At 59.3% G+C, this 22,998-nt stretch carries 23 protein-coding genes; 11 read left to right on the top strand and 12 right to left on the bottom strand.

Annotation, left to right across the window (positions count from 1 at the left end; all coding sequences use genetic code 11):
* Positions 1 to 30: 30 nt before the first annotated feature.
* From CMN55_RS12285 to gmk, 3 genes are all read left to right on the top strand, one after another.
* Positions 31 to 1,428, top strand: coding sequence for a hypothetical protein (locus CMN55_RS12285; RefSeq protein ID WP_293950104.1), 1,398 nt, complete (start codon positions 31 to 33; stop codon positions 1,426 to 1,428).
* A gap of 88 nt (positions 1,429 to 1,516) precedes the next feature.
* Positions 1,517 to 2,407: a YicC/YloC family endoribonuclease gene (locus CMN55_RS12280; protein WP_293950103.1), complete on the top strand. Its 891-nt coding sequence runs from the start codon at positions 1,517 to 1,519 to the stop codon at positions 2,405 to 2,407.
* 10 nt (positions 2,408 to 2,417) lie between these two features.
* Positions 2,418 to 3,068: a guanylate kinase gene (gene gmk, locus CMN55_RS12275; protein ID WP_293950102.1), complete on the top strand. Its 651-nt coding sequence runs from the start codon at positions 2,418 to 2,420 to the stop codon at positions 3,066 to 3,068.
* Here gmk and rsmA read toward each other — a convergent pair.
* The 6 genes from rsmA to lptF form a co-directional block, all read right to left on the bottom strand.
* Positions 3,065 to 3,898, bottom strand: a complete 834-nt coding sequence (rsmA, locus tag CMN55_RS12270; RefSeq protein WP_293950101.1) for a 16S rRNA (adenine(1518)-N(6)/adenine(1519)-N(6))-dimethyltransferase RsmA — start codon at positions 3,896 to 3,898, stop codon at positions 3,065 to 3,067. The two genes, gmk and rsmA, sit on opposite strands and share 4 nt — an antisense overlap.
* On the bottom strand, positions 3,891 to 4,880 hold the full coding sequence (gene pdxA, locus CMN55_RS12265; RefSeq protein WP_293950100.1) for a 4-hydroxythreonine-4-phosphate dehydrogenase PdxA: 990 nt from the start codon (positions 4,878 to 4,880) through the stop codon (positions 3,891 to 3,893). Before pdxA ends, rsmA begins: the two co-directional genes overlap by 8 nt.
* Before the next feature lie 21 nt (positions 4,881 to 4,901).
* Complete coding sequence (locus CMN55_RS12260; RefSeq protein ID WP_293950099.1) at positions 4,902 to 6,170, bottom strand: peptidylprolyl isomerase; 1,269 nt, start codon at positions 6,168 to 6,170, stop codon at positions 4,902 to 4,904.
* A 75-nt stretch (positions 6,171 to 6,245) separates the two neighbouring features.
* The gene (locus CMN55_RS12255; RefSeq protein WP_293950098.1) at positions 6,246 to 8,438 is read right to left on the bottom strand and encodes an LPS-assembly protein LptD; all 2,193 of its coding nucleotides are present in this window, start codon (positions 8,436 to 8,438) and stop codon (positions 6,246 to 6,248) included.
* 3 nt (positions 8,439 to 8,441) lie between these two features.
* The gene (gene lptG, locus CMN55_RS12250; protein ID WP_293950097.1) at positions 8,442 to 9,539 is read right to left on the bottom strand and encodes an LPS export ABC transporter permease LptG; all 1,098 of its coding nucleotides are present in this window, start codon (positions 9,537 to 9,539) and stop codon (positions 8,442 to 8,444) included.
* The gene (lptF, locus tag CMN55_RS12245) at positions 9,536 to 10,669 is read right to left on the bottom strand and encodes an LPS export ABC transporter permease LptF (RefSeq protein ID WP_293950096.1); all 1,134 of its coding nucleotides are present in this window, start codon (positions 10,667 to 10,669) and stop codon (positions 9,536 to 9,538) included. The genes lptG and lptF overlap by 4 nt, the downstream gene beginning before the upstream one ends.
* Positions 10,670 to 10,811: 142 nt before the next feature.
* Here lptF and CMN55_RS12240 point away from each other — a divergent pair, with 142 nt between their 5' ends.
* From CMN55_RS12240 to CMN55_RS12230, 3 genes are read left to right on the top strand one after another with little or no spacing between them, the layout of a single operon-like run.
* On the top strand, positions 10,812 to 12,320 hold the full coding sequence (locus CMN55_RS12240; RefSeq protein WP_293950095.1) for a leucyl aminopeptidase: 1,509 nt from the start codon (positions 10,812 to 10,814) through the stop codon (positions 12,318 to 12,320).
* An 11-nt stretch (positions 12,321 to 12,331) separates the two neighbouring features.
* Positions 12,332 to 12,790 (top strand): DNA polymerase III subunit chi, encoded by a 459-nt coding sequence (locus CMN55_RS12235; RefSeq protein ID WP_293950094.1) that lies wholly within the window; start codon positions 12,332 to 12,334, stop codon positions 12,788 to 12,790.
* 33 nt (positions 12,791 to 12,823) lie between these two features.
* Positions 12,824 to 14,176, top strand: a complete 1,353-nt coding sequence (locus tag CMN55_RS12230) for an AlbA family DNA-binding domain-containing protein (protein WP_293950093.1) — start codon at positions 12,824 to 12,826, stop codon at positions 14,174 to 14,176.
* Here CMN55_RS12230 and CMN55_RS12225 read toward each other — a convergent pair.
* On the bottom strand, positions 14,173 to 16,071 hold the full coding sequence (locus CMN55_RS12225) for an ABC-F family ATP-binding cassette domain-containing protein (protein ID WP_293950092.1): 1,899 nt from the start codon (positions 16,069 to 16,071) through the stop codon (positions 14,173 to 14,175). The genes CMN55_RS12230 and CMN55_RS12225 overlap by 4 nt on opposite strands.
* A 125-nt stretch (positions 16,072 to 16,196) precedes the next feature.
* On the opposite strand from CMN55_RS12225, the gene CMN55_RS12220 reads away from it, so the two are divergent.
* The 4 genes from CMN55_RS12220 (at position 16,197) to CMN55_RS12205 (ending at position 18,393) form a co-directional block, all read left to right on the top strand.
* Positions 16,197 to 16,523, top strand: a complete 327-nt coding sequence (locus tag CMN55_RS12220; RefSeq protein WP_293950091.1) for an ArsR/SmtB family transcription factor — start codon at positions 16,197 to 16,199, stop codon at positions 16,521 to 16,523.
* Complete coding sequence (locus CMN55_RS12215) at positions 16,513 to 16,989, top strand: SRPBCC family protein (RefSeq protein WP_293950090.1); 477 nt, start codon at positions 16,513 to 16,515, stop codon at positions 16,987 to 16,989. Before CMN55_RS12220 ends, CMN55_RS12215 begins: the two co-directional genes overlap by 11 nt.
* Positions 16,990 to 17,016: 27 nt before the next feature.
* The gene (locus CMN55_RS12210) at positions 17,017 to 17,436 is read left to right on the top strand and encodes a GFA family protein (protein ID WP_293950089.1); all 420 of its coding nucleotides are present in this window, start codon (positions 17,017 to 17,019) and stop codon (positions 17,434 to 17,436) included.
* 114 nt (positions 17,437 to 17,550) lie between these two features.
* On the top strand, positions 17,551 to 18,393 hold the full coding sequence (locus CMN55_RS12205; protein WP_293950088.1) for a TauD/TfdA dioxygenase family protein: 843 nt from the start codon (positions 17,551 to 17,553) through the stop codon (positions 18,391 to 18,393).
* Positions 18,394 to 18,437: 44 nt separating this feature from the next.
* On the opposite strand, the gene CMN55_RS12200 is transcribed toward CMN55_RS12205, so the two are convergent.
* Complete coding sequence (locus tag CMN55_RS12200) at positions 18,438 to 19,019, bottom strand: YdeI/OmpD-associated family protein (RefSeq protein ID WP_293950087.1); 582 nt, start codon at positions 19,017 to 19,019, stop codon at positions 18,438 to 18,440.
* Positions 19,020 to 19,204: 185 nt separating this feature from the next.
* On the opposite strand from CMN55_RS12200, the gene ndk reads away from it, so the two are divergent.
* Positions 19,205 to 19,627, top strand: coding sequence for a nucleoside-diphosphate kinase (ndk, locus tag CMN55_RS12195; protein WP_293950086.1), 423 nt, complete (start codon positions 19,205 to 19,207; stop codon positions 19,625 to 19,627).
* A gap of 77 nt (positions 19,628 to 19,704) precedes the next feature.
* Here the strand turns inward: ndk and CMN55_RS12190 are convergent, their stop codons facing one another.
* The 4 genes from CMN55_RS12190 to bcp form a co-directional block, all read right to left on the bottom strand.
* A complete protein-coding gene (locus tag CMN55_RS12190; protein ID WP_293950085.1) occupies positions 19,705 to 20,151 on the bottom strand; it encodes a bactofilin family protein in 447 nt (148 codons plus the stop codon).
* 9 nt (positions 20,152 to 20,160) lie between these two features.
* A complete protein-coding gene (locus CMN55_RS12185; RefSeq protein ID WP_293950084.1) occupies positions 20,161 to 21,603 on the bottom strand; it encodes a M23 family metallopeptidase in 1,443 nt (480 codons plus the stop codon).
* Positions 21,604 to 21,702: 99 nt separating this feature from the next.
* Entirely contained in the window at positions 21,703 to 22,533 is an 831-nt protein-coding gene (locus CMN55_RS12180; protein WP_293950083.1) for a ferritin-like domain-containing protein, read from the bottom strand.
* Positions 22,530 to 22,994, bottom strand: a complete 465-nt coding sequence (gene bcp / locus CMN55_RS12175) for a thioredoxin-dependent thiol peroxidase (protein WP_293950082.1) — start codon at positions 22,992 to 22,994, stop codon at positions 22,530 to 22,532. The genes CMN55_RS12180 and bcp overlap by 4 nt, the downstream gene beginning before the upstream one ends.
* Positions 22,995 to 22,998: the final 4 nt, after the last annotated feature.

The raw sequence follows: 22,998 nt of genomic DNA, 5'->3' as shown, positions 1-22,998 counted from the left end.
CAAGGGCGATCAGAGGAGCGGGTGGCGCGCATGGTCAGTACGGATACCATTCAACTATTGCTGAAACAGCGGCAGGAGCTGCGCGAAAGCCTGATGGAGTTACGCCGCGACATCGCATCGCTGGACGCCAGCTCGCGCGCGATGGTGGAACGCAGCATCCCGAAACCTGCCTCTGGCCCGGAGGCTTCCGGCGCGACTGTTGCGCCAGCGGCGGCGTCCGCGTCCCCTCCCTCAACCACAGCGACGCCGCCGCCTTTTCCGGCAACCCAGACCGCGCCATCCGGGACGCCGATGCCGGAGAATACTGACGCGCCCTTTCCCCCGCGCCCGGAAACGTCCAAGCCGGAAGCGGCGAACGCCGGTGAGGCGGCGGAGGCATCTGTGGTGGCTACCGCGGTTGACGCAGCACCGGAAAACGCCGCCACGGAGACAGCGGGCGGAGAGGCAACATCGGCGGAGACGGCGACAGAAAGTCCCGCAGAAGCGACTTCCCCCGAAAGTGAAGGGGACACCGAGATCGCGCAGGAAAAGCCCGCCGCCGCGCCCACAACCGTAACAGCGCCCGAGGCCGACCCGCACAGCGGAACGGACGCCGCAGCAGGGCCTGAAGCCGAAGCGAAACAGAAGGATGCTCCCGCTCCGGATATGCCTTCCGCCGCGCCGGTGGTTCCTGCCACCTCCAATGAAACCTCTGACACGGCGCGAAGGGCGCTTCTCGGCAAGGCGTCCCTGCTGGCCGCCTATCTGGCTGAGCATCCGTCGCCGGTGCCGCCGGCCGAGCTGGACGCGCTCGATGCCGCCATCGCCATTTCAGAGAAGGCGACCACCGCATCCGAGCGCGCGGCCTGCCATCAGACCCTGCAGGCGACCTATCGGAAAGTGGCGGGGGTAAGCTTTGCGGCGAGTGGCGTCACCGGCACCACGTTGGAGGACAGCGCCGCGGGCGCGCCGGTTCTATGGACCATTCCCTTTGCCCTGTCAATTTTGATCCTGATCATCTTCCCCGCGCTGCTGCTGTTGCGCACCCTGTCCGCGCAGATGTTCACGGAGGAATTCGCAACGGATGTCATCTGGTCCATCGGGGCAATTGCGGGATTTCTCTGGGGTGCCGTCGGGGCCCTGACGCAGATTGCGCTGAATACCGCGCTTGCCGTCCGCCGCCGCCGTTTCGATGGTGGTATCCGTCAATCCCCCTTCCTCAGGGCGGCCCTCGGCGGGGTGACGGGGGCGCTGGTCTTTCTCGCCCTTGAGGTCTGGCTGCCAATGGAAAGCGCGGCGGCGGAATTCATGCTCGACATGGCGGCCTTTGCGGGCGGGCTTTTCTCGACTTTGTTGTTTGCCGCGCTGCAAGGCCTGATCAGCCTTCTGACGGGGCTGATGGAGCCGAGGGAGCCGAAGCCTGCCGCAGCACAGAGAGCCAAAAAATAACCGTACCCGCGCTTGTCGCGCCGGATGGATAAAGCTATACAAGGCGGTGTTTTATCCATGAACGGACAGCGGGGCTGAGGGGCGGGACGTGAGCATTAACAGCATGACGGGGTTTGCCCGGGCGAGCGGCGCCCATGATGGCGTCAATTGGCTGTGGGAAATGAAAAGCGTCAATGGCCGCGGTCTTGAAATCCGCTGCCGTTTCCCGGCCGGTTTCGACTTTCTGGAAGACCGGCTGCGCAAGCTGGTCAAGTCCCGGTTTGAGCGGGGTTCCGTCAATCTGCATCTGCAATTTGAGAACCGTAGCGCTGCCGCTGCCCATCAGGTCAATGAAGAGTTTCTGCGGGAGTTGATTGCGTTGTCCGGCAAATATGTCGCCGAAGGCACAGTCCAGGCCCCCCGCATGGATGGTTTGTTAGCGCTACGCGGGGTGATCGAGTTCAAAGACGATCCTCTCGCGGGCAAAGACATGGAGGCGCTGGAGGGGGAACTGCTGGCCTCTGCTGATCTGCTGATGACGGAGATGGCGCGTGTTCGGGCGGAGGAAGGGGGGCAGCTTCGCCCCGTGCTGTTGTCCCAGTTGGATGTGGTAGACACCCTGGTGAAGCGTGCGGCCATTCTCGCCGCCGGATGGCCGGAGCGGATCCGCGAGAAAATCCAGAGCCAGATGGCGCTGATCCTGGAGGCGGGCAGCGTGGACGAGGGGCGGCTGGAACAGGAACTCGCCCTGCTGACCACCAAAGCGGATATTGCCGAGGAGCTGGACCGGCTGACCGGTCATATCAAGGCCACCCGTGATATTCTGAATGCCACGGCGCGGGGCAGTGTCGGACGGCGGCTCGATTTCATCTGCCAGGAATTCAACCGCGAGGCCAACACGCTTTGTTCCAAGGCCAATGACAGGGAGCTGACTCAGATCGGCCTCGACCTCAAGGTTGCCATCGACAAGATGCGCGAGCAGGTCCAGAACATCGAGTAAGGGTAAGGATATGCAGATGGAAAGCGGCGGCGAGGTGTTGAAAAGGCGGGGGTTGATGCTGGTGCTGTCCTCACCCTCCGGAGCGGGCAAGACGACCATTTCCCGCGCCCTGTTGCAGGAGGATGACCAACTGGTCATGTCGGTTTCCGCCACCACACGACCCCGTCGCCCCGGTGAGGAACATGGCCGGGATTATTATTTCATCGAGCCGGTGGATTTCAACCTGATGATCAATCGGGACGAACTTCTGGAACATGCCAAGGTGTTCAATCATTATTACGGCACGCCGCGCGCGCCTGTGGAAAAGGCGCTGGAAGGCGGGCAGGATGTTCTGTTTGATATCGACTGGCAGGGCACGCAACAGCTTGCCCACAAGGCGCGCGCCGATCTGGTCAGCGTTTTTATCCTGCCGCCTTCTACTGAGGCGCTGGAGCAGCGGCTGAAGACACGCGCCCAGGACAGCGCCGAGGTGATCGCGGGCCGGATGGCGAAAGCGTCGGAGGAAATCAGTCACTGGAGCGAATATGACTATGTTGTGGTCAATGATGATTTCGACCGCTGCCTGAATGAGGTGAAGGCCATCCTCAATGCCGAACGGGTCCGCCGCACCCGCCGCATCGGGCTGATTGATTTCGTGAGCCGCCTGCGGCAGGGGTATTAGGTCGTTTTATAGGCCCTTGCCAGCGCGCAGAATTCCTCGACTGTGAGTTCCTCGGCGCGGCGGGTCGGATCTATTCCGGCTTTTTCCAGCATTTCCTCCGGTGGCCGCCCGAGCGGTTTGAGGCTCGCCCGCAGCATCTTGCGGCGCTGATTGAAGGCGGCGGCGACAACCTTCTCCAGAATGGCCGGATCAGCAGGGTAACGCGGCTCCACCCGTGGGATCAGGGTAACAACCGTGCTGGTTACCTTGGGCGGCGGGGTGAAGGCCCGCGGCGAGATGTCAAATTCCCGGCGGGTTTCGCATAACCACTGACAGAGAATGCTGAGTCGCCCATAGGCTTTCGTGCGCGGGATGGCCGTTAGGCGGTCGGCGACTTCCTTCTGGAACATCAGGGTGAGGGAGGAGAAACGCTCCCGCCGGTGCAGCCATTTGATGAGCAGCGGCGTCGCTACATTATAGGGCAGGTTGGCAATGATTTTCGCCTTGCCCTCAAAAAAGGTTGTCTCGTCTATTTCAAGGGCATCTTCGTGCAGCACTTCCAACCGGCCGGGAAAGGCGGCGGCGATATCGGCGAGGGCGGGCAGGCAGCGGGTATCCTTCTCGATGACGATAAGCCGGGCAGCGCCCGCGTTCAGGATCGCGCGGGTCAGGCCGCCGGGGCCGGGGCCAATCTCGATCACTGTCTCGCCTTCCAGCTTGCCTGCGCATCGGGCAATGCGGCCTGTCAGGTTGAGATCGAGCAGGAAATTCTGTCCGAGCGACTTGTCGGCATTGAGGCCATATTGCGCAATCACCTCACGCAGCGGCGGCAGGGGTTTCTCTTCAGCCATGATCAGGCGCCCAACTCGTCCGGGCCATCTCCCCGGCGAGGCGCAGGGCGGCAATCAGGCTGGAAGGGTTGGCGATGCCCTTTCCGGCGATATCTTCCGCCGTGCCATGATCGGGAGACGTGCGAATAATGGGCAGGCCGAGCGTGACATTCACCCCGCCGTCGAAATCAATGGTCTTGATCGGGATCAGCGCTTGGTCATGATACATGCAGATGGCCGCGTCATAGCGTTCCCGCGCCGCCGGATGGAACAGGCTGTCAGCCGGGAACGGGCCGGTAATGGCCATGCCGCGCGCCGCAAACTCCGCAATCACTGGGCGAATGATCTCTTCCTCCTCCCGTCCGATTGTCCCGCCTTCCCCGGCGTGGGGGTTGAGCCCGGCAACGGTGATGCGGGGGTTTTTGAGGCCGAAACAGCGCTGCAAATCATGATATGTGGTCTCGATCACATGGCGGAGCAGCGGCTGATTGAGCCGCTGGGGCACTTCGCTGATCGGGATATGTACGGTGGCGGGGACAACTCTCAGCTCCGGGCAGGCGAGCATCATCACCGATTTGCCGGGTCGCCCCGTGAGAGCGGCGAGATATTCGGTGTGACCCGGATGATCGAACCCGGCCTCATAGAGCCGTTTCTTATGGATCGGGTTGGTGACAAGGGCGCTGGCCTCCCCCTTTTTGCAGAGAAAGGCGCCGTGACGGATGGCTGCAACCGTGGCGGCGGCGGGGGACAGCGCCATATCCAGCGGCAGGACGGGCAGGGCGCGGGTGAAAACCTCGCGTGCCGCGGCTGGCGTGTCGATGTCGATGACCGGTACATCAGGAAGCAGGGCTTGGATTTGTGTAATGATTGTCTGCGAGTTGCCGATCAGGAAGAAAGGGTCAAGCCCGTCATCCTGCCGCCGCCGCCAGGCTTTCGCGGTAATCTCGATGCCGATGCCGCCGGGGTCTCCCTGACTGACGGCGAGGAGCGGAACTGCGGTCATGGCGCGGTTGGCTCCCCCCGGTCAGCGGGTTTCGATGGTGGCCGCATTATGGATATCCTGAAGATAGCCACGGGCCCGGTTTTCCGCCCGGCGCAGCATGATTTCACGGCGGATTTCTTCCGGGTCATTGCTGCGCGACTGCGGATCGTTCCGTCCGCAGACAACGAAAATGCGATAGAGGTCGCTGTCCTTATACGGTTCGCTGGCCTCTCCCGGCTGCAGGTCTTTCACCAGCTCGCGAATATGATCGGGCAAATCGCCAAGCCGCAATCGGCCAATCTGTCCGCTGTCGCGGCTGTTCAATTCGGTCAGCAGGGGCGGCAGGTCGCTGCATCCTTCAATGACGTTGCTGACGGTGAGGGCGAGTTTTTCCTGCGTTGCCGCATCGCCATTGCCGGAAGGGGGCGGTACGATGATCTGGGTCAGATCAAGGGCAATATCATCTGGGTTGTTGTCAAGGATGGTGCGGGTCTGCTCCACCATGATGATGAAATAGCCGGAAGCGCCCCGAATGGGGTCGGAGACTTCGCCGGGACGCAGGCGCGACAGCGCGGCGCCGATTTCCGGCTCCACCTCGCTTGCCAGGACCCAGCCGACAACACCGCCGGAGGCCGCGGTCGATCCCTGGCTGATCTGCGCGGCGACGCGCGGAAAGGGCGCGCCGGCGCGGATCTGGCCAATCAGGTTGGCGACGCCATTGCGCACCTGATCCTCATTTGCGGCGTTTTCCACCGGAATATAGATCTCGCTCATCAGATATTCCGTCTTGCCCTTGTTATTTTCCAGACGGGCCTGGACGGCGGCCACCTCCTCGTCAGAGACAATGATACGCGGCAGGATGCGGCCTTCAATCAGCCGGTTCCAGGTGAGGTTGGCCCTGATCTGTGCCATCAGCGTGGCAATATCAATGTTGTTTTCTTCAAGCATGCGGGCAATCTGACCCGGCGCCATATTGTTGTTACGCTCCAGATACTCAATCGCCTTTAGCACTTCTTCATCGCCGACGGTGACATTGAAACGCTCGGCTTCCTGTATTTTCAGCGCGTCATCGATCAGGCGGGCAATGGTCGGATTGACAAGCTGTTTACGCGTCTCCTCGGTATCGGGGAAATCGGACAGTGCAATGGTCAGGGCGATCCGTTGCCGCAGGTCGTATCCGGAAATCACCTGATCATTGACGACGGCGACAATATTTTGGACATTCTGCGCCGTAGCGATGCGCGGGGAAACGACCAGCATCAGCAGGGCAATGGTAAGCAGCGATTTCTTCAGCAGGGAACGCATCAGCATAATACAGTCTTTAACCTAGTGTCGCATTAAGATATGGCAAGAACGCAGCAGGGCAGAGAATAGCCATCTCCGCCCCTAATTGAAAGGCAGCAGTCGGATTTTGACGCTGAAGCGGGTTTCCGGCTCCACATCGCGATCACGGGTGAAGGTTCGCTTGGCCTCCAGCGCAAAGCCGAAACACTCATCGAGATATTCAATGCCGATCCGCCCTTCAATGGAATTGCCGGCATCGACCAGATCACGCCGGTAGCTGCCATAGGTGCTCCAGTATTCTGCAATCTTGACTTTGCCCGCGACATAGATTTCCTCGCGCTTGGACCCGGTCAGGCCGTTGATGTCATTTTGCAGAAAGACATATCCCAGATCGAAGAAGTTATCCATATCTCCGAGTTTCAGGGTCACCTCGTTGCGGGCCAGCTTCAGGGTGTCATGATCGAGGCGTACGCGGTTGACGAATTGCAGATTGTCGGTGGGGCGGATTTCAACCCGCGCCACATAGTCCGAGAATTTATCCTCAAGTCCGGTGCCGTTCTGAAAGCCGGTATTGTCATCCAGATGATAGGTCTGACCAAGCAGCAGCGAGGTATATCCGCCGGACGCGCCGTATAAGCCGAAATTAACGCCATAATTGATGCGGCCGCCTTCCTCCACCAGATCAATCCCGGCATAGCGGTTGGAACCGAACAGATTGGTATCGTCAAATTCGAAGCTGAGGCTATCTTCGTTCGGCGTATCCTCATCGCCATAGACATCGGACCACACCGCTTCGACGATGGGCTCCACCGTCTGGCGGATGCTCCCGGCCTGACGGACGAAAGGATAGCGCCATTTGACAGATGCAGAGGGCACCACACGCCCATAGAAATTATCCTGGTTGGTCGCGCTGGACGGATCGGCCGGATTGGAAAGAATGTCGCGGGCATAGTAAAGATCACCCCGCATGCTGCTGTTGAAGCTGATCACCTGACCATTCGAGGTGGTGTAGGGAATATAGTAGCCCCCTTGCAGCGACATGCGGTTGGTATCCTGACCGCTGGTACGGAAAATGGCGAGCGCGTCGGCGTCGACACTGAACCGGCCGCCGAAGTCATTGGGTTCGCCAACATAGGAATAATTCCACCAGGCTGGAACAATCGGAGTTTCACCGGAAACATCGGCTTCAGTCAGCCCCTGAAAGCTGTAGGCGGAGAGGCGCGACAGGTTGCGGCCACGCTGGCCCTGTAGATAGGCGAAGGAGGTCAGGGTATTTTCGCTGCTGATATCATATTTGCGTAAATAGGTATCATGGGTGGTGCGAAAGACGTTGAAGCCCCAGTCCCAGGCATCATCAATGCGAAAATTGCCTTCGGAGCGGATATGCCCCTGAAATTCCTGCCCACCGGTCGTGTCATTGTTGCGGTCAACCTTGTCCACATAGGTGAGGGAGCCATCAATTTCGAAATCGCCACTCTCGAAGGCCTGCCGGTACTCTGTAGCCATCTGGATATTCTGTTTCGTGGTGATGGTCGGAGTGATCGTCATGTCCTTGTCATCGGAAATGACATAATAATAGGGGATCTGCGCCGCGTACCCGAGTGTCGAGCTGCTGAAGGCGGTCGGCGCGAGAAAACCGCTCTGACGGTCCACGCTGGGATCGGGATGTGAGAAATACGGCGTATAGATAACCGGCACGCCGAAGAATTCCAGAAAGGCGTTGCGGTAGGTGATGGTCTTGTCCACCCGGTCATGGATCACTTTTTCCGCTTTCGCCTGCCAGATCGGCGGACGGTCCGGGTTTTCGCGGCACGCCTCGCAGCTCGTGAACACGGCCTTGGTCATGACGGTCCGGTTTTCATCTTCGCGCACCGCATCATGGGCAGCGAGACGGGAATTGTCGGTGAACAGGATCTTGAGGTCGCGAATGGCACCTGTCTTGAGCTCGTTCTTCAATTCCATATTATCAGCGAAGAGAACGTCGCCCGATGGCTCCAGCAGGACGATATTGCCAAATGCCTTTACCGTGTCGGCGGAAATGTCATAGACGACGCGATCCGCCTTCAGGATGCGTTGCCCCTGCATGATTTCCACATTGCCGCTCGCCTCCACCCGCTGCGCGGCATTGTCATAGACCACCTCGTCGGCGCTCAGCAGCGCTTCCTGATTGACATCGGCAGACGGTGCGGCGGATGCCTCGCCCGTCGTTTGCGCATGGGCGGGGAGGCTGCCAATGGCTGCTGACGCGGCGAGAAGGGCGAGCATGCTGACGCCGGAATTGAGTAACCGCCGCATCAACTAGCCATCCTCCAGATGAAACATCATGGCGAGACCGAACAATGTGATGGCCGCCGCCGGAATAAAGGCCGCCAGAAGCACCGGCAGGTTGCCGGCAAGGCCCAGGGCATAGATGATGTCAGTCATGAAATAAAATACAAAGCCTGTGACAATGCCGCCAAGCACCATCATCACCGTTCGCCCCTGCCGTAGCGAACGCAGCGAGAAAGTGGCCGCGACCAGGACCATGGCCAGCAGCAGGATTGGCCCGGCGATCAGGCTGTAGAAGTACAGCCGGTGACGATCGCCGGAAAAACCGGCCTTTTCAAGGGTGGCGATAAAGCCCGGCAGATCCCAGAAAGACAGGGTCGCCGGAGAGGCGAAGCTTTCCTGGATCTGCAACAGGGTGAGGGACGTCGGCACTTCAAGCCGTTCGCGCCGTTCGGCCGGACGGTTGGGGCCGGTAATGACGACATTCTCCAGATCCCAGTAACCGGGCCGCAGCCGCGCCTTGTCCGCATCAAGACGGCCGGTGAAGATGTCGCCCCTGTCATACTGGAAAATGATCACCTCCGTGAGGTCGATCCCCTGATTGACAACGCCGCGCGCATGGATGACGGACAGCCCGTCCTCATCCACCTGCCGTAGCCACAGATCATTGGTGGAAAGGGTCAGCAGGTTCGACTGACGTTCAAAATATTTCGCTTCCATCCGGTCATTCTCCGCCTGCATGGCCGCCGCGATCGGATTGATTACAGTCAGCACCAGGATGCCGAAGGCGAAGGCGATGGACAGGGCCGGAAACAGGAATTGCCAGATGGAGACGCCAGTTGCGCGGATGACAGCCAGTTCACTCGTTTTGGCGAGACGGAAGAATGTCAACATGGCGCCGAATAGCGCTATAAAGGGCAGCAGTTTTAGCGACAGCGTGGGCAGGCGCAGAAACACCATTTGCAGAAGAATACCGATGGTCATATCGTCACGGTCGCCGCCGCGGCGCAGGGCCTCGATAAAATCGGCGAGAAAGACAATGGTCATCAGCACGCCGAAAATGATGGCGGTATTCTTGAGAAACTGCTTCCCCAGATAGACGGAGAGCGTGTTTGGAAGCTGGATCATTCTGCCCCGCTTCCTGCCGGTGTTGCCCGCAGTAATCGGTTTTGCAGGAAGCGGAAGCCTCCACCGGATGCAATATAGCCGCCCAGGGTGCCCGCGGCGACAGGCAGCAGATATTGCAGCGGAATAATCAGCCCGGGATGATCGGTGATGCGGAACAGCGCCATACCGCCAATCAGCAGCAGCACGCTCGCCGCTGAGGCGGCGAGTGTGCGTTTTGTCCGCCCGCGCCGCGTAAACTCACCGCCCATTACCCCGGCCAGCGCGATCAGGACAAGGGCGGCGGCATACAGCGGCAGTATGATGCGCTGATGCAGTTCGGCCCGCAGCTTTGGCAATTCCTGCTGCGTTCTCTCTCCTGCTTCCGGAAACAGCAATTCGGGCAGATAGCGGTGATCGGCGGAGAGCCAGGGCGGTCCGCTCTCCTTCTGGAACTGTGTGATATCAAGGGTATACTGGTCGAAATACAGCAGGCTCAGCTTGGCGTCTTCCTTGGACACCTCCTGAAGATTGCCAAGGTGCATGACAAAGCGCGGCCCCGCATCGGTTTTCACGAACGCGCCCCGTTCGGCCATATAGGTAACGGGCTTTTCGGGGATCCGTTCGTCATGCACGAGAATGCCGAGCATCTCGCCGGAGGGGGTTTTTTCGCGGATATAGACGGTGACACCGCCCGCCAGATTGTTGAACACCCCCTCGCGCAGGACGACAGTAGCGATATTGTCTTCCCACGAGACGCGCAGCTCCTTGACGGTGCGGCCGCCGAAAGGCGCGAGCAGGAAGTTGAGAATATACAGGACCAGCATCACGATTAGCGCGAAATAAAGCACCGGTTTGGCAAGCGCCCATTTGCTGAGGCCCGCCGCCCACATGACGATCAGTTCACTATCCGTATAGAGCTTGTTGAACGCGAACAGCGTGCCGAAAAATACCCCGAGCAGCAGCGTGTAGCGAAAGATTTCCGGCAGCAGCAGCAGCGACAGATACAGAAAGGTGGTGACCGGCAGACCATTGATCAGCTGTTCGACGAATTTGAGGGATTGCGACAGCCAGATAACCCCCGTCAGGGAAAAGGTAATGAACAGGACGGGAACGGCGAGCTGCCGCATGATGTAACGGTTAACATTCGTCATGCCGGGAGTATAGCCATAGTTTTGCCAGTTGCCAGTCAGGAAAGGACACGCTATGAAAAATATATAAAACGGTTTTTTGATATTGATCAGTCAATACCCTATGTCTCCCTGATTGAGGCGGTAAACACAACAGGAATTTTCCATGAAGTTCGCATTTTCAGAAATCTCTCTCCCCAAGCGCGGCTCCCTCGCGGTGGCCGTTTATGCCGACAATGTCCTTTCCCCCACTGCAAAGGATGTGGACAAGAAGACAAAGGGGGCGCTCAGCCGGGCCATGACGACCAGCCGCTTCAAGGGAAAACCGGGTGATTTTCTTGAAATCATCGCGCCTTCGGGGCTGGAAGTTTCCCGGGTGATCCTGTTTGGTCTGGGGGAGCCGGAGAAGCTGACGCCGCTCGACATGGAAAGTCTGGGCGGATCGCTGGTGAAGAGGCTGAATGCATCGGGCGCGCGCAGCGTCACCGTCATTCTGGACGAGTTGAGCGGGGAGGAATTCAAAGCCAACGAGGCTGCCGCCTCGGTCGCGGCGGGGGCGATGCTCGGCTCCTATCGGTTCCGTAAATACAAAACCAATGTGGAGGAGGCAAGCGAGCCGACGCTGACCCGCATGACGGTTTCCTGCAAGGGCTCCGCCACGGCGAGGAAAGCCTTCGCCGATCTGGAGGCGCTTGTCGAAGGGGTGTTCCTGACCCGCGATCTGGTGAGCGAACCCGCCAATACGCTGTACCCCGAAAGCTTCGCCGCCCGCTGCATGGAGCTGACAGAGCTTGGCGTTGATGTTGAGGTGCTGGACGAAGCGAAGATGCAGCGCCTCGGCATGGGGGCGCTGCTCGGCGTCGGGCAGGGCTCGAAACGCGATAGCCGCCTCGTCATCATGCAGTGGAACGGCGCGACGGGCCGCAAGGCGGGGCGCAAGCCGCTCGCGTTTGTTGGCAAGGGCGTCTGCTTCGATACCGGTGGTATCTCGCTGAAGCCGGCCGGCGGCATGGAGGAAATGAAATGGGACATGGGCGGCGCGGGCACGGTCACCGGCCTGATGAAGGCGCTGGCGGGCCGCAAGGCCAAGATCAATGTCGTCGGCGTTATCGGCCTTGTGGAAAACATGCCCGATGGCAATGCGCAGCGTCCGGGCGATATCGTCACCTCCATGTCCGGCCAGACGATCGAGGTGCTGAATACCGACGCCGAAGGCCGCCTCGTGCTGGCGGACGCGTTGTGGTACACGCAGGACCGTTTCAAGCCGGAATTCATGATTGATCTCGCCACCCTGACGGGCGCCATCATCGTCACCCTCGGCCATGAAAACGCCGGTCTCTTCTCCAATAATGACGAGCTGTCCGATCGCCTGTTCGAGGCCGGCAAGCTGGTGGGAGAGGGGGTCTGGCGCCTGCCCATGTCGAAGGACTATGCCAAGCAGATCAAATCCCCCATCGCCGATTTGCAGAATATCGGCACCGGCGGGCGCGGCGCGGGCTCCATCGTGGCGGCGGAATTCCTCCAGAAATTCGTGAATGATGTGCCTTGGGCGCATCTTGATATCGCGGGCATGGCCTGGTCCAAGGCCGACAAGCCGACAACGCCGAAGGGCGGCACCGGCTATGGCGTGCGGCTGCTGGATCGGCTGATCCGCGATCATTACGAAGGGAAATAGGCGGCGGCGGGGTGCAGGAAGTCGGCTTCTATCACCTGTTGTCGGAACCGCTCGGGCGGGCGCTGCCGCGCCTGCTTGAAAAAATCCGCGAGCGCGGCTTCCGCGTGCTGATCCGTGGCCGAGATGAAGCGCGGTTGGAGGCGCTCGATGACGATCTCTGGAGCTATCGCGACACCTCCTTCCTCGCCCACGGACGGGCGGGCGATGGCCTCACCCTCGATCCGGCGGCGCAGCCGGTCTATCTCACCCTTGATACGGCGGGCAACCCCAACGCCGCCACCCTGCTTGTCCTGATTGACGATGCGGACGCCGCCGATCTCGATAGCTTCGAGCGCTGCGTCTATATGTTCGACGGCAATGACGAGACGGCCTTACAGGCGGCGAGAGGCCGCTGGAAAGCCTTCCGCGAACAGGACACCCCCGTCACCTACTATCAGCAGACGGACACGGGGTGGGATAAGAAGGCGTAGATAGCGTCATGTTTATGTGATACATCTAATAAGATGCCTCAGGAATTTAGTCGAGAACGCCTCGCTGATTTATTAGTCGATCCTAGAGAAGACCTAAATTTAGAGGTCAAGAACTGGTTAGGCTTACAAAACTCGAATAATGACAAAGCAACTTTCGCTAAGGCTGCGATTGCCATCTCAAACCACGGCGGTGGTTTTATAATACTTGGATTGTCGGATGAGAATATGTTGGAGGCAGATGGCCGTCCTCCAACACTTGATGGGTACAACCAAGATTTAATTAACGGCATAATCCAATACTACAGCGATCCTCCTTTTCATTGTGAGGTTCATTTTGTTTCTAATCCGGATGACGCAATTTTTCCGATTGTGGTCATTCCAGGAGGACATAAAGTTCCCATTCGGGCTCGGCGCTCTGGGCCGAACGGTAATATACTGGCGGACAACGCAATCTATATCCGCAAGCCGGGACCACGTAGTGAAATGCCGCAAAGTGCGCAAGACTGGGACGATTTACTTGGTCGTTGTCTTCGGAATCGGCGTGACGAAATGTATGATCAAATAAGAGATCTGATCACGGGTGCTGTCCCGCAGCTTCAGCAGCCGACTGAACCTGATAAACTAGAAGAATGGATTGATAAAAGTTTTGAGCGTTGGAGTGATCTTACTGAACCTCTGCCCGCCAATGTTGGAGCAAGATTCACACACGGTTTTTATCGCATTGCATATAAGATTGAGGGGCAAAACCGGCAGCTTGATACGGCTGAAATTCCTGAGGTGCTAAGGAATAGTGTCGTTCATCACACTGGCTGGCCACCTTTTTGGTATCCTCTCCGTAGGGGCATTGCCCCCTATCTGATCGACGGTGCCGTCGAATGTTGGCTCGGAAGCGATGATGAAGCGCCTATCGAGCAACGTGACGCAGCGCATTCTGATTTCTGGCGTATCCATCCCGAAGGCCTAGCTTTTCTTCTTCGAGGTTTTCAAGAAGACGGTATGGAGGATCAGAGGGCAATCCCAGTTGGTACTGCTTTTGATCTTACCCTCCCAGTTTGGAGAGTTGGTGAAACACTGCTTCATGCGAGTAGTTTAGCTGCCGGCCTCTTTGAGGGACCAACGGCAATCAGATTTGTTGTTACATATGAAGGGTTAGCGGGCAGATCGTTGATTAGTGTTGGTAACCGGCGTAACATTCGCGAGGGAAGAGTCGCGCAACAAAATTCGATTACCCTTACCACTCATATTGACGCACAGGCAATTGATACAAACCTGCCTGAAATTGTACGCCCGTTGCTATCGCCACTATATGCATTATTCGACTTCTTCGAATTACCAATGCAACTTGTCGTAGATGAACTTGCGCGAATGCGCGGAGGCGGGAGTTAAGCCGCGCCTTGCGCCTCCAGTTCCTCACTGAGCGCGAGCCATTTTTCTTCCGTGCGGGCGAGGTCCGCTTTTATCCGTCCGATCTGGTCGGTGAGTTTGGCCTGATGCGCCGGGCCCTTGTCGTAGGTGGCGGGGTCGGCGAGATCGGTTTCGAGCGCGGCCTGCCGGGCGGCGAGGTCCTGCATTTGCCGCTCCAGCCGTTTCAGCTCCTGCTGCTTCGGGGCAAGGGCAGCGCGGGCCGCGGCGCGGGCTTTGCGCGCTTCCTTGCCTGATAGTTTCGGTTGCGCAGGGGCGCTCTCGCTCTCGTTCTTGCGATTATTGTTGCCGCCGCGGGCGCCGTCCAGCACCTCGCGCTTGTAATCCTCGATATCCCCCTCGAAAGCATGGACGCCGCCGTCCTTCACCAGCCAGAGGCGATCAGCCACCAGAGAGACGAGATGCGGGTCATGGCTGATCAGCAGCACCGCGCCTTCATAGGCGTTCAGCCCCTCGATCAGCGCCTCGCGGCTGTCCACATCGAGATGGTTGGTCGGCTCGTCGAGGATGAGGAGATGCGGCTTTTCCTCCGCGATCAGGCAGAAGTTGAGCCGTGCCTTCTCGCCGCCCGAAAGCTGGCTGACGGGCGTGTCGGTCTTCTCGCGCGAAAAACCGAACTGGCCGAGGCGGGCGCGGATTTTCGATTCCTGCCCGTTCTCGACTTTCGCCGCCAGATGCTGATAGGCGGTTTCCTCCGGGTGCATCTCGTCAAGCTGATGCTGCGCGAAGAAGCCGATCTTGAGCTTGCCCGATTTCTGCATCTTCCCGGTTTCGGGTTTGAGCCGGCCGGCGATCAGCTTGGCGAAGGTCGATTTGCCGTTGCCGTTGGAGCCCAGAAGCGCGATGCGGTCATCCATATCGATACGCAAATCGAGATGGCGCAGCACCGGCTTGCCGGGCGTATAGCCGACCGTGCATCCCTCCATCGTGATGATGGGGGAGGAGAGCGGTTCGGGCGCCTGGAACCTCAGGCTCGCCGTATGTTCCTCGACAATGCCGACGACGGGCTGCATCTTCTCCAGCATCTTCACGCGGCTCTGCGCCTGGCGCGCCTTTGACGCCTTGGCGCGGAAACGATCGACGAAGCTTTGCAGATGCTTGCGATGCGCTTCCTGCTTGCGCGCCATCCCGGCGAGAAGCTCCATCTGCTCGCGCCGGGTCTTTTCGAAGAAGGCGTAGTTACCGGTGTATTTGACGAGCTTCATTTGGTCGAGATGGGCAATCTCGGTCACCACATTGTTCAGCAGGTCCTTGTCATGGCTGATGATGATGAGGGTGCGCTGATAGTTGCGGAGGAAACTTTCCAGCCACAGCGTCGCCTCCAGATCGAGATAGTTGCTCGGCTCGTCGAGCAGCAGGAGGTCCGGCTCGGCAAACAGCGTGCCCGCAAGCGCGACACGCGTCCGCCAGCCGCCCGAGAAGGAGGAGCAGGGGCGCTGCTGCGCGTCATGATCGAAACCGAGGCCGGACAGGATTTTCGCGGCCCGCGCCTCCGCCGTGTGCGCGTCGATATCGGCGAGGCGTGTGTGGATTTCGGCGATGCGCATGCCGTCCGTGGCAGTCTCCGCCTCCTGCATCAGGGCGGCCCGCTCGATATCGGCGGCAAGCACCGTCTCCAGCAGGCTTTCCGGCCCGCCCGGCGCTTCCTGCGGCAGGACGCCAAGCCGCGCGCCCTTGCGCAGCTCGATGCTGCCGCCGTCGGCATGCAACTCGCCCGTGATCAGCTTGAACAGCGTCGATTTCCCCGTGCCATTGCGCCCGATCAGGCCAAAACGATGGCCAACCGGCACATGAAGCGAGGCTCCGTCCAGCAGGGTGCGGCCCGCAATGCGGTATGTGAGATCCTTGATTTGCAGCATGGGGCACTCTCTAACAGAAAGCGCGCTTGCCCGAAAGGCGGAAAATGGCGGCTTTGATGATCCGGATATAAATTTATTGACATGCAGGTAAATACCTGCATATTATCCAGCCCAAGGAGTAGCGTATGGACGACGACAAGACATTCAAGGCGCTGGGCGATCCGACACGGCGAAAGATACTGGATCTGCTCTGCGAGAAGAACGGCCAGACCCTGGGCCAGCTATGTGCGCATATGGACATGAAACGCCAGTCCGTGACGCAACATATCGGCCTGCTGGAGGACGCCAATCTTGTCTCGACGGTGAAAAGGGGGCGGGAGAAGTTGCATTTCCTCAACCCGGTGCCGCTCCAGACGATCTACGAACGCTGGATACGAAAATTCGAGCAGCAGCGATTGAGCCTGCTGCATGAGCTGAAAACCGAACTGGAAGGAGATCAAGATGAGCAGTGAAAAGACGACATTCGTGTATGTGACCTATATCCGCGCGACGCAGCAGAAGATATTCGACGCCATCACCCGGCCCGAGATCGCCGCCCGCTACTGGGGGCATGGAAATGTCTCCGACTGGAAGGTCGGCTCCAAATGGGAGCATGTCCGCGATAATGAGGAAAAGAAGGTCAATATCGCCGGGGATGTGATCGAGATCGATCCGCCGAAGCGGCTGGTCATCAGCTGGTCGGACCCGGCGGAATATGACAACCGCGAGGCGCACAGCCGCGTCACCTTCGATCTGGTGCCGTATGAGGATATGGTGCGCCTGACCGTCACCCATGATGAGCTCGAGGCGGGCAGCGGCATGGCGAACGGTATCTCGAGGGGCTGGCCGCTCGTGCTCTCCAGCCTCAAGTCCTATCTGGAGACGGACGAGCCCATGGACGTGTTCGCCAACCCTTGCGCCACTGAAACGGCGGCCTGAGACTGTCAATCTGAAAGGATTTTTATAATGACGGAAAGACGATATTCCGGCGGCTGTGCCTGCGGCGCGGTCCGCTATGAGGCGGACAGCGAACCGGTCTTCGAAAACCATTGCCAGTGCCGGGACTGTCAGCGCCGGAGCGGGACGGGGCATAGCTCCTTTCTAACCTTTCCGGACCGGGCCGTCGTCCGTCTCACCGGCAAGGCGACGGAATGGCGGGTGCTGGGCGACAGCGGGAAGGCGAAGACCCACGGCTTCTGCGCCGCCTGCGGCGTGCCGCTCTATCTCCTGCTCGAGGTCATGCCCGATGTCATTGCTGTGCATGCCGCGAGCCTTGATGATCCGGCGCTGTTCCGCCCGGCTGTGATTACCTATGCCTCGGCGGGGCAGGCCTGGGACAGGATGGATCCGGAGCTTCAGGCATTCGAGACGATCCCGCCCGAGTAAGGCGGTGTCTCCCCTGATGTTCCCTTCATAAGAGCCTCCCCGGCGCAAGAGAATTGTTGGTCAACGGCGCATCTGGTGCTATGACTTTTAAAAACAAAAAGACGGGGAGGTCTCATGATCACGGTTTCGAAAATCGATGCGCCCTGCGGCGCGCGGGTGGAAGGGGTCGATTTGTCGGCCCCCCTCGACAGGCAGGAAGTGGCCGCCATTCGCGCCGCCTGGATGGCGCATCATGTGCTCGTGTTTCCCAACCAGAAGCTGGACAATGACGGGCTGGTCCGGGTTGCCGAATATCTCGGCCCGATCGGCGATGATCCGTTCTTCCGTCCCATCGACGGGCATGAGCGGATTGCGGCGGTGCACCGGCGTGCCGACGAGACCGGGCGGATTTTCGCCGACAACTGGCATTCGGACTGGAGCTTCATGCCGGTGCCGCCGTCCGGCACAATGCTCTATGGCCTGATCATCCCCGAGGAGGGCGGCGATACCTTCTTTTCCAACCAGCATCTCGCGTGGGAGGAAATGCCGGACGAGATGAAGGACCGGTTCAGGGAGCTGACGGCCATCCATTCGGCCAAGGGGGCCTATGCCCGCGACGGCGCCTATTCGGAGAAGAATTTCAAGGGCGCCATGCGCATCGCCGTCTCGGACGAGGCGAACAGGATCGAGCCGCATCCGGTCATCCGCACCCATCCGGAAAACGGCCGGCTCGGCATTTTCGGCGGCGGCTATCTGGTCGATCTCGACGGCATGGACCATGAGAGCGCGAAGGACTTGCTTAAAGAACTGGCCCGCTGGCAGGGGCGGGAGGAATTCATCTATCGCCATAAATGGGAGCCGGACATGCTGGTCCTCTGGGACAACCGCTCCGTCTTGCACAAGGCGACTGGCGGCTATGAGGGGCATGAGCGCCTGTTGCATCGCCTCACCATCGCCGACAATCCGGCCTATTACTGACGGGCGGCGTCGGCGGCAATGGCGCCGGTGGAGAGACGCAGGCCCTAGCGGTCGTGCAGGCCTTTTCCCGCCAGAATGCGGGGCGTGCATTTTTCAATCCGTGAGACCCTCGTTGCCGCCTGCTTCGCACCGGAAAAATGCAGATTGTAGCCGCGCTGTCGCCCGGGCGTGAGCCCTTTAAACGCCGCTCTGAACGCTGCATCGGAGGCGAGCTTTTCCTGTAATTCCGCGGCAAGGACAAGATTGTCCTTCTCCTTGAAGTCAATTGTCGCGCCCGCCTTTTCGAGGGCGATAGCTTCCCCGATATAGCTTTTCAGGGTTGGCGCGGCCGCTTCGATTTCGGCGGTGCCGGTAAATTTGGCCCAGCGCATGGCCTGCGAATTCTCCCCCGGTTTTTGAAGGATGCCCTGCGGATCGGTCATCAGCGCGCCCTTGAAAAAGCCGAGCGCGCTGGCGTCTTTCAGGGCATAGATCATAACAAGATTGCTATTATTATATGTGTAGCTGGGCTTGCCCCATTTTACTGTTTCAACGAGCGGATAGCCATTCAGGATGGCGCGCAGTTTCCGACATTCCTGTTGCCAGCGCCCGGCCGCGTTCAGCAATGCCTCAATCTCTTTATTCATATGCCTTCCCTGTCCGGTCTCTTGGACGCCTTGACAACCGTTTCGGCTCCGCGCTGCGACTGTAACCGCTTTTCGCCGGGGAGACAAATGCGGCAAAATCCATCAAACGCCTTGCCGGGAGGGCGCATCCCCGCTATAAGGCGCGCGAAATAAAATTTTGTCCCCTTCACAATGCGAGTGACACAATGGCCCTTGAACGTACCTTTTCAATCATCAAACCCGATGCAACCCGCCGCAACCTGACCGGCAAGGTTAATGCCATGCTGGAAGAGGCTGGCCTGCGCATCATCGCCCAGAAGCGCATCCGCATGACCCGCGAAAATGCCGAAACCTTCTATGCTGTGCACAAGGAACGCCCGTTCTTCGGCGAATTGGTGGATTTCATGATCTCCGGCCCGGTCGTTGTCCAGGTTCTGGAAGGTGAAAACGCCATTGCGAAGAACCGTGATGTGATGGGCGCGACTAACCCCAAGGATGCGGCCGAGGGCACCATCCGCAAAACCTTCGCCGAAAGCATCGAAGCCAACTCCGTGCATGGCTCCGACAGCCAGGCCAACGCCGCGATCGAGATTGCCTATTTCTTCGCCGGTTCCGAACTCGTCGGCTGATCGACGCAGACCCTTACGCAAAAGGCCCGCAGAAATGCGGGCCTTTTCTTGTGTGTGGCGGGCGGCTGCGCCGTCGTTCAGTGATCGCCGCGCACGGCATCAGTCTTGCCGATAAAGGTGACGGTATCGCGGCCATCGCCTGCGCCACCTTGCGCGCGCGGGGTTTCGCTATGTTTCAGATGGCCGTCAATCTTGGCGCCGGGTTCGATGCTGAGAGAAGCATGGACGATATCGCCGTGGATCACTGCCGTTGAGGTGACGGTAATCTCATCGCCGCGCATGGCGCCGTTCACCTCGCCGCGGATGACCATTTTCCCGGCGCTGATATCGCCATTGATGACGGCCTTTTCGCCAACGATGAGGCTGCCGACCTCAAGATTGCCGGTGACCTGCCCTTCGATCTGGATTTCTCCCGCGGAGACGAGATTACCTTCGATTGTCAGGCTTTCAGCCAGAATGGACGGCATGGCATTAGAGCGGGCGGGTTTCACTTTTTCTTCTTCCTTGCGGTTACCGGAAAACATGGTCGTTCCTCACTTCGCGGATGTCTCGAGTTCGGCTTTTTCGAGCTTCGGCGTCGCTTTGAACGCATATCTCCCTGCCTGGATGAATTTTGCGGGGTCCAGATGTTCACCGTCATACATGATTTCATAATGAACATGGCGGCCGGTGCTTCGACCGGTGGACCCCATTACGCCAATTTTGGTGCGATAGTCGATCTTGTCGCCCTTTTTCACGGTCGCTTTCTTCAGATGCGCATAGCGGGTCTGGAACCCATAGCCGTGATCAATGGTGACCATCACGCCATAGGCGCCATTATGCCCTGCAAAAGTGACAACTCCCGGTGCGGTGGCAATGACCGATGCATTCTTTGGTCCGGCCATGTCCAGCCCCGAATGGAAAGCGGAGCGTTTTGTCATCGGGTCGTGGCGCTTGCCGAAGCTGGAGGTGACATAACCGACATCGACCGGGCGGGCAAGGGGAAGCTGCTGGAGCAGCGTTTGCAGCGATTGCCAGCGGGCGAGGCTCGCCTCCATCTTCTCAGTCTGGGCGTAGAAATCCCGCTCAGTTACCAGCAGCCGTCCCTCGGGCCGTGGCGCCATGAACGGGCCGCCCTGACCGATATTTTCTCCGTCCGCATCCAGCAGCTTGTCCGGATCGAGCCCGGTAAGCAGGATAATCTCGCGCAGCGCCGCGACATTTTCATTGGTCCGGTCGTGGATACGGGCGAGCAGATCCTTATTGTCGCTGGACATACGTGTCATCCGCTGGCGCAGATCCGTCACCTCGGCGGTCAGCAGGCTTTCCCTTTCGATACGGTCGCCGACTTCCTGCTTCAGCGCGGTGTGCTGCCTGCGGCTATCCTCCAGCTCGCGGTAGATATCCTCACGGGTGGAGGCATAGAGATTGACAAGCTGGCGTAAGGTGACGAGTTTCTGTTCGGTCTTGGCGCTGCTGGCGCGGGCTTCGTCGCGCATGCGGGCAGTCTGGAACATCGTCTTGTTGAGCTGCATGACTTCCAGTTCAAGCTGTTCACGCCGCGCCGTTGCCTGATGCAGGCTCTCGCCCAGGGCACGGATCCGGCCTTCCAGCGTTTCTTCGCCGCTGTCGGCGGCAAAATCAAGCGCTTCTGCGGTTTCCTTGCGATTGGCGAGAATTTCTTCAAGCCGGGCATATTGCTGGTCCAACTCGCCCTGTGTCGCGGCAATTGTCGATTGCGCCAGCCTGAAATCGGCCGCCAGCGCGTCATGGCTCGCCTGTAACGACAGGATTTTGGCCTGCGCTTCTGTCATCTGCTGATATTGCAGGGCGCCGCCCACAAGAAAATAGCCGAACATGCCAATGAAACCGGCACCGACCACCAGCCCCATGGCCTGCGCCGACACGGACAGTTTCAGATAGCGCAGCTTTCCGCGCGTGCTGACAATGACCTGGCGCTCTTTAAGGATTTTGTTGATTATGGCATTCAGCCTCATCTGGCCATCCTGATCCGGTTCCGTTGCTTCATTCCAATTGCGGGGAGCGCGAATAATAGACCCGATTTTTTTTCGAACATCAACAGGGGAGAGCGGCCGTTAAAGTTTGCCGTTTTTTGGATTTGGCCCCGGAGCGGGGGCGGCAAGGGGGGCATAATATTCTTCGGGCAGCCCGGCTTCTTCCCGGGCGGCTCTGTTAAACGGGGGTTTTAAAAGGCCTTTGAAGTTTTTTTCCACAAGCTCCTGCCAGCTCATCCGCGGATCAATTGTCTCGCGGGCGCAGATATAGTGGAACCAGCGGCTGCCCGTCGCCACATGAGTAATTTCATCCATTAGGATTCTGTTAAGTATGCGGGCGCTCGTTTCATCGCCGATCTTCGCGAATCGGTCGATCATGGCAGGGGTGACATCCAGGCCCCGCGCTTCCAGCACCATCGGCACCACGGCCAGCCGGGCGGGCAGGTTGTGGCGGGTTGCGAGTGCCGCCTCCCACAGCCCGTCATGGGCCGGAAAATCGCCATAGGCATAGCCGAAATCGGCCATCCGTCCGGCCAGCAGGGTGAAATGCGTTGCTTCCTCCTCCCCGACGCGTACCCAGTCATTATAGAAGGCGCGGGGCAGATCAGCGTCGGTGAAGCGGGCCACCATGTCCCAGGCCAGGTCAATGGCGTTCAGCTCGATATGCTGCACGGCGTGCAGGAGAGCGGCGCGCGCCGCCTCTGACTGGCCGCGGCGGCGCGGCATCTCATTGGGCGGCAGAAGTTCCGGCAATGCGGGACGCGCCGGGCGATCAGGCGGAACGCTGTTGCCAATGGCCATTGCGCCGTTCGACGCCCGCCACAGCGCTGCGGCCTCCCGGCTCAAGTCGGCTTTCCCTGCGGCGTCCGGCTCCATGAGGACAGCAAGGGCAAGAGTGGCGAGGTCCGTCACGAGAGGGCCTGCACGGCCTCCAGCACCGCATCGGCATGGCCCTTGACCTTCACTTTCCGCCAGACATTGCGGATGACGCCCTTGCCGTCAATCAGGAAGGTGGATCGCTCGATCCCCATATATTTGCGGCCGTAATTCATTTTCTCGACCCAGACGCCATAGGCTTCGCACACGCTGCCGTCTTCATCCGCGCCCAGAATGACATGCAGGTCATGCTTTTCCCGGAAGTTGGCGTGTTTTTTCACGCTGTCGCGGGATACGCCGACAACTACCGTACCGGCCTTGTCGAATTCCTTGATTTTGGCAGAAAAATCAATCGCCTCCGTCGTGCAGCCGGGGGTGTTGTCCTTGGGGTAGAAATAAAGAACGACATTCTTGCCTTTAAGGGAGGCGAGGCTGATATCTCCCTCGCCGTCGGTTGGCATGGTGAAGTCCGGGGCCTTGTCTCCAATCTCTGGCATGTGT

It is taken from the genome of Sneathiella sp., assembly GCF_002694385.1.
Lineage (GTDB): Bacteria > Pseudomonadota > Alphaproteobacteria > Sneathiellales > Sneathiellaceae > Sneathiella.
This window is presented reverse-complemented; position numbering and strand designations above follow the sequence as displayed.